The following is a 19,299-nucleotide window of genomic DNA, read 5'->3' on the forward strand; positions in this document are numbered from 1 at the left end:
CAAAATAAAGCGGGAAAATCAGCTCAGCGGCGAGGCAAAAGCGCGGTGAGCAGGCGCAGGCGCTCAGCAGCCAGCAGCTGTAGGGTGTTAGCAGCTGTAGCCTGCAGGCGGGTTTGCAGCTCCACCTGGTAGCGCAGCCGCACCAGAGCATCGTGCCTCCGACGATGCTGGCGGCGGAAGCGCTGCGCCAAGGCACGCCCCAGCCGGCGGAGGCGGCGTTGCTGGCGCTGGCTGGCCTGGTGGGCAGCATGCTGCAGGCGGTGCCGGCGGGTGGTCGCCGCTCTTTGCTGCGCCGTTACCACGGTGCGGGCAGCATGGGTCAGTTGGCGGGCATGCTGTTGCAGGTCCAGATGCTGGCTTTGGTAGGTGTGCTTGGCTGCCTGCCGCAACTGGTTCCCGAGCTGCAAAAGTTGCCGCTGCTGGTCGTTCAGTTGCTCATTGGCCAGCTCCCGAATGCGGCTGGCATAGCCATCGAACACGGCATCCAGCCGGCCCAGGCGCTCGGTCAGAAACACCGCTACGGCTGTTGGAGTCTTCAGGGCCAGGTGGGCAGTCAGGTCTACTACGGCCTCATCCCGCTCATGCCCAATGCCCGTGAGCACCGGCAGGGGGAAAGCGCCTACCGCTGCCGACACCCCATAGTCATCAAAGGCCAGCAAATCAGTCTTAGAGCCGCCTCCCCGAATAATCACCACCGCATCAAAGCGCCCGTGCTGACGGCGGATGTGCTCCAGCGCACCCAGCAAGCTGGCCGGCGACTCGGTGCCCTGCATTACGGCGGCAAACAGCGTCACCTCAAAGGCATAGACCGTTTCATCCAGCTGCCGCATGAAATCCTGAAAGCCTGCAGCCGTGGGGGAGGAGATGACAGCCAGACGCTGCGGCGCCAGTGCCAGCGGTAGTTTCTGCTGGCGTGTGAGCAGGCCTTTCGCTTCCAGCTTGCGCACGGTTTCCAGACGCTGCCGAGCCAGGTCGCCCACGGTATAGGTAGGATCTATGGCCAGCACATCGAGGCTGAGGCCGTACTGCTCGTGAAATTTGATGCTTACGCGCAGTAGCACGCGCAACCCGGCCCGCAGTGTCTGGCCAGTGAGCAACTCAAACTGTGGGGCCAGCTGCTCGTAGCGCGCCGCCCAGATGGTAGCGCGGGCCTGGGCTTTCAGCTGGGCGCCGCGTCCGGTCTGGGCCTGGTCCGTGAGGGTGAGGTAGCAGTGGCCGCTGCCAAAGCGCGGCAGGGTAAGCTCAGCTATTTCGGCCACCACCCAGTAGGCATCCGGGAAAGTGCCGCTGAGCGCCTCGCGCACCCGGCGCAACAGCTCGCTCAGGGCCAGCGGGGCAGGCGGCTGAGGCGTCAGGCCAGGGTCAGGGCGGCGGTTGTACAGCGGTGGCATAGCCGAAAGGTACGGAATTGGGCGCGGCGCACCCAAGCATCCCGGCGGGCAGGGCGTCTACTTTCTGCAATACTCATGCTGGGCTTATGTGCTTCCCAACGCGCATTCTTATTATATTTCTGCCCATTCCCATTCAGTCATCTTTCCATTTTATTTATGAAAAAGCGTACAAACGCTTCTTTGCTGGTAGTGGCGGCAGCCGGGTTGGCCCTGGCCAGCTGTGCTACCACGGCCCAGGCGCCTACGGCCGCCGCTACGCCCGCCCCTGCGGCAGCCCCGGCCGAGGAGGTTCCCAAAGGCGTAGGCCTGAATATTTCGAATCTGGACCCCTCCGTTGCGCCCTGCGACAACTTCTTCCAGTACGCTTCAGGTAACTGGCTCAAAAACAATCCTATACCAGCGGCAGAAGTGCGCTGGGGCTCTTTTAACGAGCTAGCGGATAAGAACAGCGCCATCATGCGCCAGATTCTGGAAGAAGCCGCCGCTAATACCTCCGCACAGAAAGGCACGAATGCGCAGAAAGTAGGCGACTACTATGCCACCGCCATGGACTCCATGGCCATTGAGAAGGCGGGCATCACGCCGTTGAAACCCGAGCTGAACCGCATTGCCGCGGTAAAAACGCTCGATAACCTGCAGATGGCCATTGCCCGCGACCAGCAGCTGCAGACCGGCGCGTTCTTCGGGGCCTATGTAGGCCAAGACGACAAGAAGAGTGATGAGTATGCCGTAAACCTGTACCAGGGCGGCCTCTCTCTGCCCGACCGGGATTATTACCTGAAAGACGATGCCCGCTCCAAGAGCATCCGCGCGGCCTACCAAACCTACCTGGTTAATACGTTCAAGCTGATTGGCGACAACCAGGCCACGGCCACCAAAAACGCCGCTACCGTTATCCGCCTCGAAACGCGCCTGGCCAAAGCCAGCAAGAGCCGCGTAGACCTGCGCGACCCTTACGCCAACTATAATAAGATGACGCTGGCGGAAGCGCAGAAGAAATACCCGAACCTGAACCCCAAGCATATCCTGGAACACCTGGGTCTGTCCTCGGCCAAGCAGGTAATTGTGGGACAGCCGGCGTTTTTTCAGGAGCTGAACACTATGCTGAAGGCTGAGCCCATGGCTGACCTGAAAACTTACATGCGCTGGCACCTGGTTACGGCCTTTACCTCTGCCTTGCCAAAGGCCTATGGCGACGAGTCATTTAAATTCACGCAGGTTCTGACGGGCGCTAAAAAGCAGCAGCCCCGCTGGAAGCGCATGTTGCGCTCCACCGACGGTGCCCTGGGCGAGGCCTTCGGCCAGATGTATGTAGACAAAGCCTTCCCGCCGGAAGCCAAGCAGAAGGCACTGGAAATGGTGGCCAACATTAAGGAAGCCATGGGGGAGCACATCCGAGGCTTGGAGTGGATGAGCGCCGCCACCAAGCAGGAAGCCCTCAGAAAGCTGAATGCCTTCAGTGTGAAAATCGGCTACCCCGATCAGTGGAAGGACTACTCGGCCCTAAACATTTCGCGCGACTCCTACCTGAGCAACGTATTGGCGGCTCGTCAGTGGTCGTACCAGGATAATGTGAAGAAGTTCGGCAAGCCGGTAGACCGCAAGGAGTGGGGTATGACGCCGCCCACGGTTAATGCCTACTACAATCCGTCGCTGAATGAAATTGTATTCCCGGCCGGCATTATGCAGCCTCCGTTCTTCGACCCCAACGCCGATGATGCGGTAAACTATGGCGGCATGGGTGCCGTTATTGGCCACGAAATTACCCACGGCTTTGATGACCAGGGCCGTCAGTATGACGCTGAGGGCAACCTGAAAGACTGGTGGACCAAGGAAGACGCCGAGAAATTTACCCAGCGTGCCGACATCGTGGGCAAGCAGTTTGATGCCTTCCAGCCGATAGACTCGGTGTTCGTGAATGGTAAGCTGACCATGGGCGAAAACCTTGCCGACCTGGGTGGCCTGAACATTGCCTACACTGCGCTGCAAAAGCAGCTTCAGAAGCAGTACGGCAACGGTCCGCGCCCCAAGTTCGACGGCCTCACGCCGGAGCAGCGCTTCTTCCTGGCTTATGCCCAGATCTGGCGCACCAACGCCCGGCCCGAGTACCTGCGCCAGCAGGTGATGACCGATCCGCACAGCCCGGCGCAGTTCCGTACCAACGGCCCGCTGCAAAATATGCCGCAGTTCTACGAAGCCTTTGGCTGCAAGGAAGACGCCAAGATGGTGCGCGCCCAAAATGTGCGCGCCAAAGTGTGGTAAGCTAAAGAGTCTACTACTAAGTAGCCTGAAAAAGGCGGCCTGCATTGTGCAGGCCGCCTTTTTTGTTTGGTAACAGGAACAGAAAGATGAGCAGTTTTAAACATGCTCCACCTTACTTTTTCACTGCCACCACTTCCATCTTAATATCCACATCTTGCTTGGGCCATTTGGTGTTATCCACGGGCTCTGCGGCAATTTTATCAATGACATCAAGGCCTTCCACTACTTCCCCAAATACGGTGTACTGGCCATCCAGAGAGGGCACGCCGCCTACCGTTTGGTAGGTGCGGAGCTGCTCAGGCATGAGCGGCCGGCCGGCCATGGCCCGCGCCTGGTAAGGGGTTAGTTTTTCGCCCTGGACCAAGTAGAAATCGGTATTGGAGGAAAGCTTGCCGGGGTTCTTCTCATCATCATAGCGGGCCATGCCCAGTGCCCCCCGCTTATGAAAGTGCCGGGGGCTGATTTCGGGCGGCAGGTGGTAATCGGCAATGCGAATGGTACGGTGGTCGGAGCGGCCGCCCTGTACGGCAAAGCCTTTCACCACTCGGTTAAAAACCGTTTCATCAAACACGCCTTTGCGGGCCAGCAGCAGAAAATTGGCTTTGTGTATAGGCGTATCGTCATAAAGTCGGATGCGCATTTTGCCCAGGCGGGTGTGCAGGATTACTTCGGATGCCGGATACGCACGGGCATAAGCGGGCAGCAAGCGGGCCACATTGGTATCAGCCAGGCTTACCAGGTCCGGGCCGGGCACAGGTGGGGGAGTAGCAGAGCCGGTAGGGGCTTCTACCGGGGTGGTTTTCTGGGCTTGTCCGCAGCCAGCCAGCAGGGCCGCCAGCATCAGAGAGAAATACAGCGCTTTCATGCCGCAATAAAACAACAAAAAACGGCGGGTAGCGAGTACAGGCGGTTGCCCATAGCTCGCTACCCGCCGTGCGGGCTATTGATTGCCGGTTAATTCCAGCCGTCGTTGGCGGGGGCAGCTTTCTTTACCTTTTGCTTGCTCTTGCCATTCGAGGTTTTGGTTTTTTCTTTCACCTTTTCGGGAGTGGCCGCTGGGGCTGTAACCGGAAGGGTAGGTGTAGCAACCGGAACAGCAGCCTCAACAGGTGGTGGAGCCATATCGGCGGCCGGTTTAATCTGGTCGGGCGCTTCCACGGGCTTTTCTTTCAACTGCCCCAGTAGCATAGAATTGGGTACCAGCTGGTTTTTCTTCCAGGCGGTGAGGTGCTCGTCCAGCTTTTCTTTTTCTTCCTTGCTGATGGGCTTTTTCAGCAGCTTTTCCAGGTTGGGGCGGCCGGCATCCTGCCAGGCCGTTAGCCACATAGAAGCCACGGTAGCGGGAGCCAGCTGCAGACGAAACATGACCATGCCGCCCACCTGCTTGTGGTAGGCATCCGCAAAAGCATCGGAATAGGCCCGGCGGGTTTTGCCAAACCGGTGGGAGAAAGTGTATTTCTGCTCCGGCGTAAAGTTCCGGCCTACTTTCTCTTCCAGATCAAACGTAGCCCCCAGGAAACCATAGGATTGCTGCAATACCTCCCAGATGGCCTGTTGCGGGTCTTTCAGGTACTTGGCGTCTTTCCCCATCAGCTTGTACTCGCCAATATGGCGCTCCGGCAATTTGCTTTCCCACAAGGCGTGCAGGCCCTGCTGGTTAGAAAGCTGCCCATCGTAGTTTTCGGTGGTGTGCAGCGGTACGTAGGCGTCGGCCACGTAGTGTCCCAAATCAGCGGACAGATTCAGAATAGCGGTAGTATCGCCGGTACGGAAGGCTTGCGTTAGCTTGTTCTGCACTTCCAGCACTACCCACGGCACCGTACCATATTTGCGCAGCGTATCGGCAGAATACTTGGCTACGGCCTTGTCCCAGGCTTTGGGCACGGTGTTAAAAGGGTCGTCGCCGAAATGGTCCATGTCGATGAAGTGCCGGCTGGCCTCCAGCGTATCAATCTCGCGGCGCTGGTCGGGGGCAGTGGAAAGCTGCACCAAGCGGTTGAGGTTGCGGAAGTAGAAGCCCTGCATTCCGCTGGGCAGCGAGTATACGGCAATCTGCGTAATGACTTTGTGGCCAAAATAGCCCCAGCCCGGCGAAAACATAGGGCAGAGCAGGACCAGTAAGAGCGTAGTAAGTAGTTTCTTCATAAGCGCAGTGAGCGGCCAATGAGCTGACCAGACAATCCCAAAGTTCGGTATTTTTCCACGACGACCAAAGGAATGACAGCCAGATAAGGCCGCTGGTTCTCTACCTTGTAACCGTTATTTCTGCCCCTGTGACCAGCATCTCCAAAAAGAAGATTCCCTACGCCATCAGCACGCCGTTGCGGAGCTATCTGCGCGAGTACGACCGGGAAGCGCATCTGCCCATTACCTATCTGGACCTGCTGCGCATCAGTGGGGCCTACCCGCTTTTAGACCGCAAAGGGCGCGATACACTCTGGGAAACGGTATTTTATGAGCCTCAAACCTTGCAGGAGCTTTCCCGCGGCCTCACAGAAGTATATGCGCTGCTAAAAACCGGCGGCGACCTGTCTTTCACCGAGCACCTGCTGGCCGACCGCATCGACTATTGCCGCTTTGGCAACAGCCAGCCCTTCCGGGTACGCATCGTGAATCAGTTCAATGATAATTATGATTATTTCTACGTGAAGCGGGCCGATGCTTCACGGGTATATGGCCTGGAGCTGGAGCACGTGCTGGCCCCCAACAGTATTAACTACCTGGTGTGCGGCGACACCTTAATTGAGGAACACATTGCTGGCATTCCCGGCGACGACTTCATCCGGGACCGGCTGCAGCGTCCTCACCTCAACCAGGTACGCATTGCCAAAGAGTTTGTGAAGTTTAATGAGCGGTGCTTTGCCCGTCTGCTGGGCGATATGCGTGCCTACAATTACGTGGTAGATGTAACGGCCGATTTTGAGGACGAGCAGTACCGGGTACGCGCCATTGACTTTGACCAGCAGAGCTACGAGGGCAAGAAAACCATGTACCTGCCCCAGTATTTCAAGGATAACCGCGCCATTGTGCAGCTTTGTACCCGCCTGCTGGCCCCGGAAACCATACGGCAGTACCAGACGGAGGAGCGCACACTCATGCTGCGTCGCGCCCGGGCCGAGCGCTACCGCCTTAAAAACCTCATTGACTGCATGCGGCAGGACGAACTGGCCCCCCGTGGTAAAGTAGAGCAGCTGAAATTAGAGCTCAATCAATATCACCACAGCACCCGGTTCAGCCGCTGCGACTCCATGGGTGATGTGGTGCACCTGCATCTGAAACTGATGCTGGGCCGGGCCCGGATGGCTAAGTAGAATTATTTTATCTGTCGATGTTGCTTTTATTTATAAATCACTTGCCAATTAATTCTTTCTAAGTCTTGAACTGATAGTTTATATTTCTTTGAATATAATTGCTTTTTATACAAGGACTCCCAAGTGTTATGTGCGAGTTGAGCTTGAGTAAATATAAAAATCGTTAAAAGGCTGTCTTTACATTCATGATTAATATAATCGGGCCAGCCATCTGGGCCAGCCCGATAGTCAGAACTGCTGGAATCTGGTAAGAGGCTATTTTGAACTTTCCACAATGGATCATCTTCAGTAGTATAACCGCGGGGCCAGTCATCCATTTTAAAAGAGTCATCCTTCGAAAGGACAAAATAGATAGGCTTATTTGATTTATTAACGATTTTAAATCGTACATCATTTGGGTCGCAACCCGTGAGTAATAGCAAGCATAGTATAAAAGGATATTTCACCTTATATATTAATTTAATTAGGGTTGTGTATTTATAGTTAATATTACTAATGGCCCAGGTTAATGGCCAGTCCCAGTGAAATTTCAACCCCGCCCGGGCTGATGGTCTGCACCAGATTGCGCAGCTCCATCGACGGGTTATAGCCGTTCTGATACGTCACCGGGTCGCCGGTGACGCGCACGCCGTAGCCCAATGTGCCCAGCAAGCCCAGACGGCCGGGCTGCCAGCGCAAGCCGCCGCGCAGGTGCAGCACCCCGCTGGGCGCCATGCTATATACGGCCGTTTCCTGATCAAGCGTGACCTCTACATTATCCAGCCGACCGGAGCGCACCAGATTTACGCCGAGATACGGCGACACCTGGCTTTGCGGCCGCAGGTAATACCGGGCACCTACGCCTATTTTACCACCCACACCCAGGCCCAGGCCTGCATTTATATCCAAATTGGGCAACACGTGGTGCCCGTAGGAAAATCCTAAGCCACCATAAGGAGCACCCCAGCCCACTTCCATACTCAGCAAAGAACCCGTGTAGTGGGAAGGCTGCTGAGAGAGCAGCGGGGCGGCCGGGGTAGAAACCGCCGGCGTTGTAGGCTGGGCCGGGGCAGTAGGCTGAGCGTTTAGCTCCGTCTGTGCATCGGCATTGCTGAGAGCAGTGAAGGTGAGGCCAGCGGCCAGTAGTATAGCTAATTTCATAGTGCCACAAATATGGATGGTTTGCATGGAGAAATGCAGCCATTTAGAAAAAATAGTGGCTAATCAGCAATAGAAAACCCAGCAAAAAAAGCTACTCCCGTCCCCTGGCTAACTGCCATTTACCCTGGAGCTTGGCGCTTCCTGCCGGCGCGTGAGCAGCTCATCCAGCTTCGTGAAGATAAACGCCGCCGCCTGGTCCCGAAACTTGTCGGTGGGGCCCTTTAACAGCTCCCGGTACTCTTGGGCATGGCCTTCCAGCAAAATAGTTACGAAAATGGTGCCGGAGGGCTTATCCGGTGTTTCGGAGGCGCCCGGACCAAACAAGCCGGTAATGGCCACGCACACATCAGCCATGGGAAGCTGTTGATGCAGGCCTTGCGCCATTTCATTGGTGGTTTGCTGACTTTCGGCGGTATACGTGTCCAGGGTTTTCTTCTTCACGCCCAGCAAACGCTGCTTGGCCTCGCCGTGGTAGGTGACTACTGAGCCCAGCAGGACTTCACTCACCCCCTGGGCCGGAGCCAGCAGGGCGGCTACCCAACCACAGGTACAGCTTTCGGCCAGGGCCAGCTTAAGCTTATGCTGCAGGAATTGCTTCACCAGGTCATCAACTAACGTATCTTTCATAAAGGGGGGTAGCAGTACTATAGTAAGTATGGCTCCCATACGCCGGATTACCCTTGGGGAGTTGCAGGAATTCGTAGACTGATCAATTTTCTAAATGTAAGCGCCGTGCTCCTGCTAGGCAGAAACACGGCGCAATAGCTTTTCCAGGCGGATGCCAGTAGGTTTTCTGGTCAGCTCATTTTACTCCTGCTTATACACCACGCCCTGCTTCATCACAAAACGTACGTGCTGCATGACCCGGATATCCTGCTCCGGGTCACCCTCCACGGCTACCAGGTCGGCCAGCTTGCCGGTCTCCACCGTGCCTAGCTGCTCCTGCTGGCCCAGCAGTTCTGCCGCCCGCACCGTAGCCGCCTGCAACGCCTCCCGGGCAGGCATGCCGGCTTCTACCATATACTGAAACTCAAGGGCATTTACGCCGTGCCGGAACACGGATGCATCGGTGCCAAATGCAATTTTTACCCCTGCTTTGTAGGCGCGGCCAAACGTGTCCTGTAGCTTGGGGCCAATGGCCAGCGCCTTGGGCGTAACGAGAGCAGGATAGTAGTTGGGTATTTTGGCTGAGTCGGCAACCGACTTGCCGGCCGTTATAGTGGGCACGTACCAGGTGCCGTATTTCTTCATCAGCTTAATGCCTTCATCATCCATCAAAGAGCCGTGTTCGATGCTGGTTACCCCGGCCCGAATGGCCCGCTTAATGCCTTCCGGCCCGTGGGCATGGCAGGCCACCTTTAGGCCCAGGTCGTGGGCAGTTTGTACAATGGCTCTTATTTCCTCCTCCGTCATTTGGGCGCCGCTGCCATCTTTCGCCACGCTTAGCACCCCGCCGGTAGAGGCAATTTTAATGAGGTCGGAGCCGCGCTTGTACTGTTCCCGCACGGCTTGTCGGCATTCGTCGGGGCCGTTGGCTACACCTTCGGCGGGGCCAGGCACACCCATCAGGTCCTGGCGGTAGCCATTGGTGGGGTCCATGTGGCCACCCGTACCCGAAATGGCTTTGCCGGCAGTAAACACCCGGGGGCCCACTACCTGCCCGCGGGCAATGGCATTGCGTAGCGCCGTATTCACACCCGTGCCGCCCAGGTCACGGACCGTAGTGAACCCAGCCAGCAATGTTTTGCGGGCATGCTCCAGGGAGGCAAAGGCTACATCGGCGGGGTTCTGGGTAAACTCCTTCAGGAAGTTGTCCTTGCTGGTTTCACCTTCCAGATGCACATGGCAGTCAATCAGCCCCGGTAGCACGGTTTTATTTTTTAAATCAATCACCTTATCGGTTGCCGTGCCCGTCTGGTAGCCCGGGGAAACTGCCACAATGCGCCCCTGCTCGATAACCACCGTCATGCTGGTTTGGGGCCGGGGGCTGCGCATATCCAGCAGCCGGCCGCAATGCACGTAGGTTTTTTGGGCCTGAGCAGAGAAGCTACTCAGCAAAGTGCCGGCCATGAAAGCCAGCAACAGGAAAGGACGACGCATAGGTAACGAAAGAGGAGAGCCGGAAATAATGCTGCATGCAGCATTATTTCCGGTAGGATAAGTAACTTGCCAGCCACGAGTATAGCGTATTTTCCCTCTTAATAGCCCCGTTTTTTCATGGCAACTCAGGAAGAATTTGAAGCTGCTGCCCAGCGTGCCCAGCAATTACCCAGCAAACCCTCCAACATGGTGCTGCTCCAGCTGTATGCCCTCTACAAGCAAGCCACCGAAGGCGACATCCAGGGCGACCGGCCCGGTGGCTTCGATTTTAAAGCCATTGCTAAGTACGATGCCTGGGCCAACCTCAACGGCAAAAACCAGGACGAGGCTCGCCAGGAGTATGTAGCGCTGGTAGATTCCCTGTTTCAGGGCGCGTAGCTTTCAGGAATAAAACCCAGCAAAAAAGCCCCGGCGTAGATACGCCGGGGCTTTTTTATGACTGGCAAGGACGCACTATACGGCCTTGGGTGCTGGCAAATCAAAGGCTACGGCATTGTGCTCGAAGTGGCCTTTATGGGAACCGTCGCAGAAGGGTTTGTTTTGTGACAACCCGCAGCGGCAGATGCTGACCCGCTCTCGGCCCGCCAGGCCATAGGTATTACCCTGCGCATCTACAATTTCAAATTCGCCCTCTACGCGGAGGGAGCCGTTGCTGAGTACTGTGATTTTAGTGGCCATAGGGTCTTGGTTTTAAACTTGATTGAGAAGGAAGAAAGGCATTGCGCCGGGCAGTGAAGTGGCGGAATAGCAGTTGAAAAACAATGAAAAAAGCTGCCGGGTACAGCCTGTTCCTGCTAAATAGCCACCGGCACTCTTTACGGCAGCTCTTTACGCATTACGTAGTCGTGCATCCAATAAGGGCCAATGGGAATATCGACCTCTTGGTGGCGCTGGAAGCCCTGGCGCTCATAAAACGCAATAGCGGGGTTGTAGCGGTTTACATTCAGCTCCAGCGTACGGCCCCCCAGTTGGCTGGTAGCCTGCTCTACTGCCTGAATGAGATGCTGGCCCAGACCCTGCCCCTGATGGGACGGAAGCAGGTAAATCTTGTGCAGTTTGTATAACGCCTCGCCGGCTGGCTGACGGGAAAAAGAAGCGTAACCCGCCGGATGCTCATCTGAATACAGTAGCAAAAAGGTGTGCCCGTCCTCCGTCATCTGCCGCTGCAGGGAAACCGGGGTGTAAATCACCCGATACATGTACTCAATCTGCTCCCGGGAGATAATAAACCGGTAGGTGGGCTCCCAGGTAGCCTCTGCCAGCGCAATAATGGTAGGAATATCATCCAGTGTAGCAGGCCGGATGGTAACAGAAGCAGAGGCAGCAGACGTCATAACCGGTGCAAAAACGTCATTTTTTAAACAAAAAACGAACCTGTACCCGGTATGGCAACGTTTTTGGGCAGGAAATTGCCGGGCTGCCTATACCTCATCAATGAGGCTTTCCGTTCTACTTACCTGTACACTTTTCCACCGCATGAAACGACTTTCCTTTGCTTTTGCACTGCTGGCCGCCGGCCTTTCCCTATCACCCTTGGCTGCCTCGGCCCAGCAAACCGGCGCTACGCGCGCTATCCAGCCAACGGCTTCTGCCGCTGAGCGCGACCTACGCTCCTTTGTGGACTGGGTAAGCGAAAAGATGGACAAGGCCGAAACAGGTGCCCGCCGCGAGTGGCCCCGCATGATGGCTGATTTCGACCGGCAAAGCCAGCGCCTGGATAAGGTAACTGATAGTTTATCGGTGCAGTCGCGCCGGGAGTACAGCGCCCAAAAGGCCCGCTATCAGGCTTGGTCCAAAGAACAGCAGCGTCTGGAAGCCCAGGCCCGCCAGCCCGAGACGGCCCAGCAAACGCAAAACCGGCTGCTGAACGAGCAGGTAAACATCAGCCGCGCCCGCGCTACAGATCTGCCCACTTTGTATGAACACCTACTGGCTTATACGCGGGAGCATCGTCGCCAATGGACACCCCAAGACTGGGCCTCGGCCAGCGAAGTTTTAACCCGATTGAACACGCGCTATGAGCAGGTGCGCCAGCAGCTCTCCCTGGAAGAGCGGCTTCAGGTACGCTCCCTGCAAGGTGAGTTCCGCACGCTGGAAACCGCCCGGGCTACCAAAGAATATTTAGGCGACAAATAAGGAGGGTGCCGTATAGTCAGGCCGCTTTATGCTGCTGCTGCAGCCACTGCATAGCTGAAGGCATGTCGTAGAAAAGTTGGATAGGCAGGTACTTTCCAATCTTTTCTACGAACTCGGCAGACACGATATGGCTCTGTACATCAGGCGAGAAAATATAGGCAAAGGCGCGTAGTCCCTCCTGCATAGCGTCCGGCAGCCACTCATATTCCAACCAAGGCAAGGCCTCTGACCAGTCGCCGGTCGCTTTGGTTTTATCGTTAAGCACCAAAGGAATATGAAACTCTTCGAGGATTTTCAAACCTTCCTTTGCTACCTGAATCACTTCCTTTCCGGTCAGGTTGCCATTCCAGATGATATACAAAAGCTGCTCGCTGGGGTAGTGCCGAAAGGTGGCAATGGCCACGCCATGCTTATCCGAGACAGTTCCTAAATCGGCGTAGGTAGTGGAGAAAAATGGCATGGGCGAGAAGCAAAAGTCAACAACACAGCAGGAGCAGCACCGTCAGAGTCAGGAAGGGAAAGGCATCTACAGCCGTGCCTGATACTGGCTGCCGGCCTCTTCGGGTTAATCCTGAATGAGCAAGAAGCGAAAAGATACCTTTTTTTAAGGATTTAGTTCTGTAAAAAGACAAGGTTGCTTAGTCGCAATTTGTGCAGTTAAGCTGGGCAGTGCATGATGCGGAGGCCGAGGGTTTCCACTACTTTTGTAGCTCACTTATCGTCCCTCATTTCGCTCATGCATATTGCAATCGTCGGCAACATTGGCGCCGGCAAGACCACGCTGGCCAACAAACTGGCGCATCATTTCAATTGGGAAGTCTTTCTGGAAGATGTGGACCACAATCCCTATTTGAAAGATTTCTACGACGATATGCACCACTGGGCATTTCACCTGCAGGTGTACTTTCTCAATAGCCGCTTCCGCCAAACCCAGCGCATTAAGGAATTGCAACGGGCCAGCAAGGGTGTTATTCAAGACCGCACGATTTACGAAGACGCGCATATCTTCGCGGCCAACCTGCACGAGTCGGGGCTAATGCCGGAGCGCGACTACCACAACTACCTGGGCTTGTTCGAGTCGATGGTAAGCATGGTAGACCCGCCGGATTTGCTGCTCTACCTCAAAGCGGATCTGCCGAAGTTGATTTCTCAAATTGAGAAGCGCAACCGGGACTACGAAAACAACATTAAGATTGAGTACCTCAAGAATCTGAACGAGCATTACGAGCGGTGGATCAGTAACTACCATGCCGGTCGCCTGCTGGTAATCGATGTGAACGGCCTCGATTACGTAAACAACCCGGAAGACCTGGGTGTCATCGTCGACCGAATTAACAGCACTCTGTTTGGCTTATTTTAAGCTGTTGACAGTTGAAGAGCCAGACCAAAAAGCCCTGGCCATCTATACAGATGGCCAGGGCTTTTTGATTAAGAATGCTTAGGGCCCGGAATAACCTGATTCGTGCGCCGAAGGCTTTTCTAAAAAATTTAATCAGCGTCCGGCTGCATGGCCTCATTCAAGAAATGCACCAAGGGCTGGGCCGCTTGCCAGGCCGTCAGCACCTGCTCGGGGAAGTCGGGGCATAGCACATGGGTATCGGGGATGGAGTGCCACACAAAATGGCTTTTCAGCTGCAGCCATTCCAGGTCTGGGTCGGCGCGGTCGTAGCCTTTAGGCGCGGTTTTCAGCACCTGGTTCCGGTCGAGGCCATTGGGGTAGTGGCGTAGCAGGTCCGGCTGCTGCCGCATGGCATGGAACCCAGCCCCATTGTAGTGAATTTCCTGGCGAATGCGGGTTAGCTGGGCGGGCTCCGGCATCCAGCGGCCGGCCCCTACGTAGCTTGCCCCACCAGGCTCCAGAGCAATAAAATAGCCGGCCCATGGGCTATGCCGACCACCAGGCTTTACGCCAGCTCCCATGTGGCGCTTATACGGCTCATTACTTTGCTGAAATCGGTCGTTTTTATTGATGCGAAACATCACGTCGGAGGGCGTGAGCGGTGCTAAGTCCGGCTCAAAGCGGGCTGCCCCGCGCAAAAGCTCCGCTACAAACTCGGTATAAATGGCGCGGGCACGGTGGTAGTCGGCCCGGTTGGCATCCATCCAGGCTTTGTGGTTGTTAGCTGCCAGTTGGCGCAGGAAATCCAGAAGAAAAGCTCTATCCATACCTGCTATAACTCGGCAGGGGTACCGGAGGTTGGAAAACCGGACTAGCGAGTGAGGGCCTGCGTGCCACTCAGGGCCTGGCGGTCATTCAGGCGCCAGTCAAACGACAGGAACTCTATTTTGGCCGTAGCTGGTACCGGGGTGTGCAAATAGCGGTTGAGAAAAGCCACCAGGGCATTTTCGCCACTGCCAAATTCGGCGGAATACCAGTCGAACAGGCTGGAGAGCTGTAGTCGCTCTGCCGTAATGGTGTTCAGTAGCGGATCAGCCAGAAAACGCTGGGTCTGATCATCTAGCTGAGCATTCAGCCGATGGCCTTCGTAGGCCTCGTTACGCAGTACGGGGGATGAAACTGCTGCGCAAACCAAAGCAAAATGAATGCGGGGGTCGTGAAACTGGTCGCGCAATAAGGTGCGTTCTACCTGGTTCAGCGAATATTCGTGCCCGGCGGCGGCTACGGTAAGGGCTTCCCAGGGGGAGAAGCCTGATCCAGACTTCAGCCGAATGGTATTCAGGCTGTTGATGGGATAGTACTCCAGAACCAGCGAGACAGTGGTGGCATTATAGGCATTCAGCCAAAATGCCTTTATATCATCGCGGCTCCAGGTTTGCTCATTGGGGGTAGTATGCGCTAATACCTGCAGGTATTCAGCCAGCTTGTCCTCATCGTCTAAAAAACCCTGATAATCAACGCGGCCGTCGGGGGTAACGTGCTGGAAGAGCAGTTCATTCCAAAGCTGGTGTACCTGAGCAGGGCTATCGGCCGCCGTGGCGTTGGTGTACAGCATACACAGCACCAACCAACCCATTAGTGCGGGTAGGAGCCGAGAAGGGAAAACCATGAAGAAATGCAATAGAGGTGAGGAGCGGGGCAGGCAAGCGGTTTGAAGGCCAGCCTGTAAGAGAGCAGTAACAAGGCCCCAGGCCGCTTTTATTGCTAAAAGCAGAATTGGGCTAGTCAAAGGTAATTACTTGCCCAGAAAATGCACCATAACTCCAGATAAATCAGAGGCTTATTACCCTCGCCTGGCTTCAAAAAGCCTTTGAGAAGGCTGCAAACGCATTTATCGGCTATTTGGCCGGGGTTTGGTCAGCCAGCGCAGGGACTTTGCTGACGGTTTTGGCGCTTTGGAACGCAACTGTTTTTGTGGCGCTATAGCTGTATTTCTTTCAGTTGCTGTATCGTCAGCACATCACCCACGCGCACAGTGCCCCGGCCCGGGCCCGTCAGGTTTTGCCCGAACAGCACCTTATTGCCTGCTGCCCGATAGGATGCCAACGTACGCAGGGGCTCAGCGCTCTTTTGCGCGGTTAGCTGATTAATAGTCGTAACCGGGCAGCGGGCACAGGGCTTTATTGCCTGAAAACTCACTTTGCCAATCAGAAAATGGCCCCAGGTATCTTCCTGCCAGGGTGCGCCACCAGAAAAGACAAAGTTGGGCCGGAAACGGTCCATGGGTACGGGCTCGGTCAGCCGCGAGTTTAACTCCTGCAGGGAGGCCTCGCCGGCCAGTAGAAATGGGTATGCATCGGCAAAACTAACCATCTGACCTTCCAGGTTGCGCTCTGGCTCCGTGGCCCGCATCACCATATCCGACATATAAACCAGCTTGCAGGGCTGGCCCAGAGCTTGCGTGAGCCACTCATCGGCGGCCTGGCTGCCGCGCCACGCAAAAACCATATCGTCCCAGATAGTCACAAACAGGGTGCGCTCGGGAGTAGCTTCAAAGGGGATATATAATGGGAGTAGATCCGGGCGCTGCCGGTGGGTGAGCAGGAAGCCATTATAGGCCGGCGAAACCTGTAGCAGAGCCATATGCGGCAGCTGCCGCTGCGTCATAAACTGGTTGCGGGCATCCACAATCAGCCAGCGCCGGTCGTGGCGCAGGCCGCGAAGCTCTACTTCTGCCTCCCTCAGCGCAATACCGCCCAGGGACTTAACAGGATAAATATAAAGGGCGGAGAGCGTAAGGGGAGAGGCAGTCATATGTACAAAGGTACAGGGAGAAAAACAGCAGTGCCTCGGATATTACTCCTGTCTGTAGAGAAAAACAGGTGGTACCTGTTTCGTGAAGCCATGCTTCAGGAAGGTTGCCCAACTTTTCTGTTCGAAGTATACTTACCTGGCACTGGCAGGAGTACTTCAGTTCCGGCCTGTATCTTCACGCCCTATTTCTTCCGAATTCATATGCGCCTCTCTGGTTTTCGTATTCTGCTGCTGGCTACACTGCTGCTACCATTTAGCACCATAGCCCAAGCCCCCAAAACCTACACTTCCTCCGAAATCCTGCTGGGCCTGAAGAAGCTCAACGTGCTAGGCTCGGTACTCTATATTGCCGCCCACCCCGATGATGAAAACACTCGCCTGATTGCCTATATGGCCAATGGGCGCCTGCTGGAAACCGGCTATTTCAGCTGCACGCGCGGCGACGGGGGGCAGAACCTTATTGGCCCGGAACTGCGCGAGCAGCTGGGCGTTATCCGCACCCAGGAGCTACTGGCGGCGCGCCGTATTGATGGCGGCCAGCAATTCTTCTCCCGCGCCAATGACTTCGGCTTCAGCAAAACCGCCGAAGAAACCTTTACCATCTGGGACAAGGAGCAGGTGCTGTCCGATATGGTCTGGGTTATCCGCCAGCGCCGGCCCGATGTGCTTATCACCCGCTTTCCGCCCGACAGCCGCGCCGGCCATGGGCACCACACCGCCTCGGCCATGCTGGCCATTGAGGCCTTTGATGCCGCCGGTGACCCCAAGCGCTTTCCTGAGCAGCTAAAATATGTGCAGGCCTGGCAACCCAAGCGCCTGCTCTGGAACACCGGCTCCTTCTTCGTGAAGGCAGGAGATGATATGAGGGGTTACCTCAAGCTGGATGCCGGCGGCTACAACCCATTGCTGGGTCAGAGCTACGGCGAAATTGCGGCCCGCAGCCGTTCCCAGCACAAAAGCCAGGGCTTTGGCGCGGCCGCTACGCGCGGTGAGGCGCTGGAATACTTTCAGCCCCTAAAAGGGGAGAAGGCGGAGAAGGATTTGTTTGAGGGCGTGGATATGAGCTGGAACCGGGTGTCTCACGGGGTACACATTGCGAAACTGATAGATGAAATCATCAAAAAATTTGATGCGAACAATCCTGCAGCTAGTGTATCAGCCTTGAAAAAGGCTCAAGGAGAGCTACAGGTAATGATAATATCAAAACATCCAAGGCTACTGACTTCGCCAACAGATAGGTTCTGGGTTCGACAGAAATTAGCAGAGGTAGATAATATGATTGCTGCTTGTTTAGGAATTAGCATCGAAGCAACAGCAAGTCAACCATCTTATGCGCCAGGAGAGTCAATTAATCTGAGCTTAGACGTAGTAAACAGGTCATCTACAACGTTGACTATGAATTCGGTGAGTGGCTTATTAAACGGTTTTAAAGAAGCAAAATTGGTTGGCGACACAACTAAAAGTTATGTATTGAAACCAGGTAAAAGTCTTCAGCTTAAGTATTCGATTGAGCTTCCCAAAGACCAACTAGTTTCACAGCCTTACTGGCTTCAAGAAAATGGTAGTATTGGCATGTACAAACTGTCTGATAGTATCTATAGTAAATCACTAAATTGGTCTTACCCAGATCTTGGTATATTAGTAAGCAAGCCAGAAAGCAATCCTGTCGCTACAGTTCATCTATCACTAGAACCTTATATAGGTCGTGGTATTCCCGTCCAATACAAAAGCACCGACCCGGTAGAAGGAGAGAAGTACCGCCCCTTAACAATAGTGCCGCCCGTAGCCGTGAACATCGGCGGCCATGCCTACGTCTTTGCGGAAAACAAGCCCAAAACCGTCCCCATTACCCTAAAAGCTGGCCAGGCAGATGCAAAAGGCACGGTAGCGCTGCAAGTGCCCGCTGGCTGGAAAGTAGAACCTGCCAGCATACCGTTCGATATCAAGAACAAGGACGAAGAGCGCACGGTGGAGTTCCGGGTGCAACCCACTAATAGCCAGCAGAGCACCGGCCAGCTTCGCGCCGTGGCAACCATGAATGGCCAGGCATATAGCCGCGGCATTCAGGTTATTGCCTACAACCATATTCCCACCCAAACTCTCTTCCCCGAAGCCGTAGCTCCACTGGTTAAGCTGGACCTGATGCGGCGGAAGCAGGATATCGGCTACCTCATGGGGGCCGGCGACGACGTGCCGGATGCCCTGCGCCAGATTGGCTATAACGTAACGCTGCTCAAGCCTGAAGACCTGACCGCCGAGCGTCTGCGCCGCTTCCAGGCCGTGGTAGTCGGTATCCGCGCCTACAACACAATAGACCGCCTCAAGTACCTGCAACCTGCCCTGTTGAAATACGTGGAGGATGGTGGCAATCTGGTGGTGCAGTACACGGTAAGCCGCGGCACGGTGCTGCCCGAAATAGGGCCGTACCCCATGAAGCTTTCCAACGACCGGGTTACAGTGGAAAATGCAGCCATAACTTTCCTCAAGCCCCAGCACGCCTTGCTGAACGCACCTAACAAGATTACCAGCAAGGATTTTGAGGGCTGGGTGCAGGAACAGGGTCTATATTACCCTTCTCAATGGGACCCAAAATATCAGACTATCATAAGCAGCCACGACCCCGGCGAGGCAGCCAAGGAAAGCGCCATTCTGGTAGCCGATTATGGCAAAGGTCACTATATCTATACCGGCCTCTCATTCTTTCGGGAGTTGCCGGCCGGCGTACCAGGGGCTTACCGCCTGCTCACGAACATGATTGAGTTGGGAGGTAAGAAGTAATCGTCTAGCGCACATAATTGTCATCCTT

General features: G+C 55.5%; 19 protein-coding genes. 6 read left to right on the plus strand and 13 right to left on the minus strand.

Going from position 1 to position 19,299, the window contains the following annotated elements; genetic code table 11:
* Positions 1–23: 23 nt before the first annotated feature.
* Positions 24–1,391 carry an exodeoxyribonuclease VII large subunit gene (gene xseA / locus Q4G72_RS07060; RefSeq protein WP_303310710.1) on the minus strand — a complete coding sequence of 456 codons (1,368 nt, stop codon included), beginning with the start codon at positions 1,389–1,391 and terminating at the stop codon, positions 24–26.
* Between the two features lie 156 nt (positions 1,392–1,547).
* Here xseA and Q4G72_RS07065 point away from each other — a divergent pair, with 156 nt between their 5' ends.
* Positions 1,548–3,653 (plus strand): M13 family metallopeptidase, encoded by a 2,106-nt coding sequence (locus Q4G72_RS07065; protein ID WP_303310711.1) that lies wholly within the window; start codon positions 1,548–1,550, stop codon positions 3,651–3,653.
* A 112-nt stretch (positions 3,654–3,765) separates the two neighbouring features.
* Here the strand turns inward: Q4G72_RS07065 and Q4G72_RS07070 are convergent, their stop codons facing one another.
* Positions 3,766–4,518 (minus strand): peptidylprolyl isomerase, encoded by a 753-nt coding sequence (locus Q4G72_RS07070; protein WP_303310712.1) that lies wholly within the window; start codon positions 4,516–4,518, stop codon positions 3,766–3,768.
* An 89-nt stretch (positions 4,519–4,607) separates the two neighbouring features.
* Positions 4,608–5,798, minus strand: coding sequence for a S1/P1 nuclease (locus Q4G72_RS07075; RefSeq protein ID WP_303310713.1), 1,191 nt, complete (start codon positions 5,796–5,798; stop codon positions 4,608–4,610).
* Between the two features lie 128 nt (positions 5,799–5,926).
* Between Q4G72_RS07075 and Q4G72_RS07080 the strand changes: the two genes are divergently transcribed.
* Positions 5,927–6,964 carry a hypothetical protein gene (locus Q4G72_RS07080; RefSeq protein WP_303310714.1) on the plus strand — a complete coding sequence of 346 codons (1,038 nt, stop codon included), beginning with the start codon at positions 5,927–5,929 and terminating at the stop codon, positions 6,962–6,964.
* Between the two features lie 26 nt (positions 6,965–6,990).
* Here the strand turns inward: Q4G72_RS07080 and Q4G72_RS07085 are convergent, their stop codons facing one another.
* From Q4G72_RS07085 to Q4G72_RS07100, 4 genes are all read right to left on the minus strand, one after another.
* A complete protein-coding gene (locus Q4G72_RS07085; protein ID WP_303310715.1) occupies positions 6,991–7,281 on the minus strand; it encodes a hypothetical protein in 291 nt (96 codons plus the stop codon).
* A 175-nt stretch (positions 7,282–7,456) separates the two neighbouring features.
* Positions 7,457–8,104: a hypothetical protein gene (locus Q4G72_RS07090; protein ID WP_303310716.1), complete on the minus strand. Its 648-nt coding sequence runs from the start codon at positions 8,102–8,104 to the stop codon at positions 7,457–7,459.
* A 108-nt stretch (positions 8,105–8,212) separates the two neighbouring features.
* On the minus strand, positions 8,213–8,731 hold the full coding sequence (locus tag Q4G72_RS07095; protein ID WP_303310717.1) for a CinA family protein: 519 nt from the start codon (positions 8,729–8,731) through the stop codon (positions 8,213–8,215).
* 180 nt (positions 8,732–8,911) lie between these two features.
* Positions 8,912–10,204: an amidohydrolase family protein gene (locus Q4G72_RS07100; protein WP_303310718.1), complete on the minus strand. Its 1,293-nt coding sequence runs from the start codon at positions 10,202–10,204 to the stop codon at positions 8,912–8,914.
* 117 nt (positions 10,205–10,321) lie between these two features.
* Between Q4G72_RS07100 and Q4G72_RS07105 the strand changes: the two genes are divergently transcribed.
* Positions 10,322–10,582, plus strand: a complete 261-nt coding sequence (locus Q4G72_RS07105) for an acyl-CoA-binding protein (RefSeq protein WP_303310719.1) — start codon at positions 10,322–10,324, stop codon at positions 10,580–10,582.
* A gap of 75 nt (positions 10,583–10,657) precedes the next feature.
* On the opposite strand, the gene Q4G72_RS07110 is transcribed toward Q4G72_RS07105, so the two are convergent.
* Positions 10,658–10,882 carry a CDGSH iron-sulfur domain-containing protein gene (locus Q4G72_RS07110; RefSeq protein WP_303310720.1) on the minus strand — a complete coding sequence of 75 codons (225 nt, stop codon included), beginning with the start codon at positions 10,880–10,882 and terminating at the stop codon, positions 10,658–10,660.
* A gap of 137 nt (positions 10,883–11,019) precedes the next feature.
* A complete protein-coding gene (locus Q4G72_RS07115; RefSeq protein WP_303310721.1) occupies positions 11,020–11,538 on the minus strand; it encodes a GNAT family N-acetyltransferase in 519 nt (172 codons plus the stop codon).
* 142 nt (positions 11,539–11,680) lie between these two features.
* On the opposite strand from Q4G72_RS07115, the gene Q4G72_RS07120 reads away from it, so the two are divergent.
* Positions 11,681–12,340 carry a hypothetical protein gene (locus tag Q4G72_RS07120; RefSeq protein ID WP_303310722.1) on the plus strand — a complete coding sequence of 220 codons (660 nt, stop codon included), beginning with the start codon at positions 11,681–11,683 and terminating at the stop codon, positions 12,338–12,340.
* A 16-nt stretch (positions 12,341–12,356) separates the two neighbouring features.
* Here Q4G72_RS07120 and Q4G72_RS07125 read toward each other — a convergent pair whose 3' ends face one another.
* Positions 12,357–12,800: a hypothetical protein gene (locus Q4G72_RS07125; protein WP_303310723.1), complete on the minus strand. Its 444-nt coding sequence runs from the start codon at positions 12,798–12,800 to the stop codon at positions 12,357–12,359.
* Between the two features lie 276 nt (positions 12,801–13,076).
* Between Q4G72_RS07125 and Q4G72_RS07130 the strand changes: the two genes are divergently transcribed.
* Complete coding sequence (locus Q4G72_RS07130; protein WP_303310724.1) at positions 13,077–13,700, plus strand: deoxynucleoside kinase; 624 nt, start codon at positions 13,077–13,079, stop codon at positions 13,698–13,700.
* Positions 13,701–13,828: 128 nt separating this feature from the next.
* Here Q4G72_RS07130 and Q4G72_RS07135 read toward each other — a convergent pair whose 3' ends face one another.
* From Q4G72_RS07135 to Q4G72_RS07145, 3 genes are all read right to left on the minus strand, one after another.
* Positions 13,829–14,506, minus strand: coding sequence for a DUF2461 domain-containing protein (locus tag Q4G72_RS07135; protein ID WP_303310725.1), 678 nt, complete (start codon positions 14,504–14,506; stop codon positions 13,829–13,831).
* A 44-nt stretch (positions 14,507–14,550) separates the two neighbouring features.
* Positions 14,551–15,348, minus strand: a complete 798-nt coding sequence (locus tag Q4G72_RS07140; protein ID WP_303310726.1) for a DUF547 domain-containing protein — start codon at positions 15,346–15,348, stop codon at positions 14,551–14,553.
* A gap of 311 nt (positions 15,349–15,659) precedes the next feature.
* Positions 15,660–16,493, minus strand: a complete 834-nt coding sequence (locus tag Q4G72_RS07145; RefSeq protein ID WP_303310727.1) for an MOSC domain-containing protein — start codon at positions 16,491–16,493, stop codon at positions 15,660–15,662.
* A 201-nt stretch (positions 16,494–16,694) separates the two neighbouring features.
* On the opposite strand from Q4G72_RS07145, the gene Q4G72_RS07150 reads away from it, so the two are divergent.
* On the plus strand, positions 16,695–19,271 hold the full coding sequence (locus Q4G72_RS07150) for a PIG-L deacetylase family protein (RefSeq protein WP_303310728.1): 2,577 nt from the start codon (positions 16,695–16,697) through the stop codon (positions 19,269–19,271).
* Positions 19,272–19,299: the final 28 nt, after the last annotated feature.

This window comes from Hymenobacter sp. BT730 (assembly GCF_030542105.1).
GTDB lineage: Bacteria > Bacteroidota > Bacteroidia > Cytophagales > Hymenobacteraceae > Hymenobacter.

Bases quoted from the DNA above. Each gene is read 5' to 3' on its own strand.
- xseA (WP_303310710.1), bottom strand. From the start codon at position 1,391: ATGCCACCGCTGTACAACCGCCGCCCTGACCCTGGCCTGACGCCTCAG.
- Q4G72_RS07065 (WP_303310711.1), top strand. From the start codon at position 1,548: ATGAAAAAGCGTACAAACGCTTCTTTGCTGGTAGTGGCGGCAGCCGGG.
- Q4G72_RS07070 (WP_303310712.1), bottom strand. From the start codon at position 4,518: ATGAAAGCGCTGTATTTCTCTCTGATGCTGGCGGCCCTGCTGGCTGGC.
- Q4G72_RS07075 (WP_303310713.1), bottom strand. From the start codon at position 5,798: ATGAAGAAACTACTTACTACGCTCTTACTGGTCCTGCTCTGCCCTATG.
- Q4G72_RS07085 (WP_303310715.1), bottom strand. From the start codon at position 7,281: ATGGATGACTGGCCCCGCGGTTATACTACTGAAGATGATCCATTGTGG.
- Q4G72_RS07090 (WP_303310716.1), bottom strand. From the start codon at position 8,104: ATGAAATTAGCTATACTACTGGCCGCTGGCCTCACCTTCACTGCTCTC.
- Q4G72_RS07095 (WP_303310717.1), bottom strand. From the start codon at position 8,731: ATGAAAGATACGTTAGTTGATGACCTGGTGAAGCAATTCCTGCAGCAT.
- Q4G72_RS07100 (WP_303310718.1), bottom strand. From the start codon at position 10,204: ATGCGTCGTCCTTTCCTGTTGCTGGCTTTCATGGCCGGCACTTTGCTG.
- Q4G72_RS07105 (WP_303310719.1), top strand. From the start codon at position 10,322: ATGGCAACTCAGGAAGAATTTGAAGCTGCTGCCCAGCGTGCCCAGCAA.
- Q4G72_RS07110 (WP_303310720.1), bottom strand. From the start codon at position 10,882: ATGGCCACTAAAATCACAGTACTCAGCAACGGCTCCCTCCGCGTAGAG.
- Q4G72_RS07115 (WP_303310721.1), bottom strand. From the start codon at position 11,538: ATGACGTCTGCTGCCTCTGCTTCTGTTACCATCCGGCCTGCTACACTG.
- Q4G72_RS07120 (WP_303310722.1), top strand. From the start codon at position 11,681: ATGAAACGACTTTCCTTTGCTTTTGCACTGCTGGCCGCCGGCCTTTCC.
- Q4G72_RS07125 (WP_303310723.1), bottom strand. From the start codon at position 12,800: ATGCCATTTTTCTCCACTACCTACGCCGATTTAGGAACTGTCTCGGAT.
- Q4G72_RS07130 (WP_303310724.1), top strand. From the start codon at position 13,077: ATGCATATTGCAATCGTCGGCAACATTGGCGCCGGCAAGACCACGCTG.
- Q4G72_RS07135 (WP_303310725.1), bottom strand. From the start codon at position 14,506: ATGGATAGAGCTTTTCTTCTGGATTTCCTGCGCCAACTGGCAGCTAAC.
- Q4G72_RS07140 (WP_303310726.1), bottom strand. From the start codon at position 15,348: ATGGTTTTCCCTTCTCGGCTCCTACCCGCACTAATGGGTTGGTTGGTG.
- Q4G72_RS07145 (WP_303310727.1), bottom strand. From the start codon at position 16,493: ATGACTGCCTCTCCCCTTACGCTCTCCGCCCTTTATATTTATCCTGTT.
- Q4G72_RS07150 (WP_303310728.1), top strand. From the start codon at position 16,695: ATGCGCCTCTCTGGTTTTCGTATTCTGCTGCTGGCTACACTGCTGCTA.